Below are 1,978 nucleotides of genomic sequence, written 5' to 3'. Positions count from 1 at the left end.
TTTCGACAATTTGACTCTAGCGGGGCGATGGAGCCCGGCGCGCGCGGCTTCAGAAACGTTCCCCGGTGCTACGCAATCGCGACCTGCATACGTGAAGCCAGGACATGGCAAGGCACGCACTCACCACATGCCGCACATCGTCATGCCGGAAGGAAACCTCCTGCGTGTCAGCGCAGGCAAGGCTGATGTCAAGGTAACCCGGTGATGCAATCCGGAATCTACAAGGGCTACTCAATCTGGAGGCATGCCATTCCGGAAAGAGATCGTTACGCCTCATGCCTGAAAGGGCGTGGTGCGCATGGACAAGGACGTTGCTGACGATCTGTCGCGCTGTCGTGAACTGTTTGCGTCGGCCATCGAAGGGGGCACAGCCTGTGCCGGCTGCTCGAGTCGGTCAGCAAATACGCGCCGCGAATTTCATCGACATCGAAGTACAGTCTGGCATTCAGATCGGGGCACCTGCGCCCCATGTGCATCAGATGGATGATTCGCCGGACCACAACCGCGTCCTTTACCGCGCCTTCGACCATGTGGACGGATATCGCGACGCGTTCGGTGAAGCGGTAAGGACCATCTCCGTGCGGACATTCAATACAGCCGCCCGAAAGGCGGCGCAACAGAACATCGAGAAGGGCATCGACTTTTCCGCGCAAAATGACCATGCCACCGCAGCGGAGTGTTCCGCCACGGGATTGCCTGCGGTGCAGCGCGACCGCTCCCGCTCCTGGGGCAGCGACTTACTGCGAAGCGAAATCCTTCTGTCGCAGACTCCGCGTCCGCCAGAAGTCTCCTGCTACGGCTTGGCCAATCCGGGGGCTTATCCATGTTGGGCATTGGTGCCATTGGCTGCCTTTGCGCTACCGCAAATCGCGTGGCGGACTCTGAAACCAGCTGTTGACGTCATCCTCGAGGACGAAAAAGGCGTTGAACACCACGTGCAACTCGATCCTGATGTCACGGAAGGAACCAATGTCACGTCCGGTTCCAGATTGAAGGTTCGCTGCGAGGCGACGCCGGCGCCGTTTGACCCCAACAGGTACATCTGCGGCATTCAATTGCCGGACGACCGAGCCTTCGGTGCGACGCTTTCGGTCGATGGCAAGACAGTTGACAGCCCGCACTTCCGGTGAGGACGAAAAAACTGGCTTCGCCAAGTGATATACGCAGGTCCCACACTTGTATGAGAGCACATCCTACGCCTTCACATTGCTCGTGTAATCGAATGTGAAAAAGTATGGACTGGGAAAAACATGGACCGGCGCATTTATGTCGTTGATGGTTTGAGAGCAATCCAGGTGGCCTTTTTTTGGCGCGGGGCGACATGACCTTGAAAATCACCTATTCTGACTCGCTGCGGGATCGCGTTCAATATGTCCACCTGTCGATAGAAATGCAACGCTACATCGTGCACGCCTAGTGTGCCAAATACAAGGAGTAACTGCACGCACTTGCCGCTATGAGCACGCATGAAGCAGCATCGTTTTTGTGATACGTGATATCTGCTCGAATCCACGGAAACAGCTGGTGAGCACTGACATAAGGCGAACTGAGGTCGTCTCGTCAAGCCTTCGAGGTTTATTCGACGTGTTCGCCGTGCAGGATCACGTCGAGACCTTCGCGCTCTTCCTCTTCGGTCACGCGCAGGCCCATCACCATATCAATCACCTTCAGCAGGATGAAGCTGACCACCCCGCTGTAGACGACGGTCGTCAGCACGCCCTTGACCTGCAGCATCACGCTCGCATCGAGGCCGCTGATGTCCTTGACCGCGAACACGCCGGTCAGGATCGCGCCGACGATACCGCCGATGCAGTGCACGCCGAACACGTCGAGCGAATCGTCGTAGCCGAGCTTGTGCTTGAGCCACGTGGCCGACCAGAAGCAGATCGCACCGGCCAGCAGGCCGATGACCAGCGCGCCGGCGACACCGACGAAGCCCGAGGCCGGCGTAATCGCGACCAGACCCGCGACCGCGCCC

At 58.3% G+C, this 1,978-nt stretch carries 2 protein-coding genes and 2 pseudogenes; 2 read left to right on the top strand and 2 right to left on the bottom strand.

Translation table 11 applies throughout. The features are described 5' to 3' along the window. Positions 1-205, top strand: a 205-nt coding sequence (locus HV796_RS43785; RefSeq protein ID WP_217478230.1) for a hypothetical protein, incomplete at its 5' end; no start/stop codon positions are given. A 187-nt stretch (positions 206-392) separates the two neighbouring features. Here HV796_RS43785 and HV796_RS45610 read toward each other — a convergent pair. After that, positions 393-503 (bottom strand): annotated as a pseudogene (locus tag HV796_RS45610) (IS4 family transposase); the annotation flags it as partial. A 75-nt stretch (positions 504-578) separates the two neighbouring features. Here HV796_RS45610 and HV796_RS41910 point away from each other — a divergent pair. Next, a complete protein-coding gene (locus HV796_RS41910; RefSeq protein WP_281369999.1) occupies positions 579-1,130 on the top strand; it encodes a hypothetical protein in 552 nt (183 codons plus the stop codon). A gap of 445 nt (positions 1,131-1,575) precedes the next feature. On the opposite strand, the pseudogene HV796_RS41905 reads toward HV796_RS41910, so the two are convergent. Beyond that, positions 1,576-1,978, bottom strand: a pseudogene (locus HV796_RS41905) (ammonium transporter); the annotation flags it as partial.

Source organism: Paraburkholderia humisilvae (assembly GCF_902859855.1).
Lineage (GTDB): Bacteria > Pseudomonadota > Gammaproteobacteria > Burkholderiales > Burkholderiaceae > Paraburkholderia > Paraburkholderia humisilvae.
This window is presented reverse-complemented; position numbering and strand designations above follow the sequence as displayed.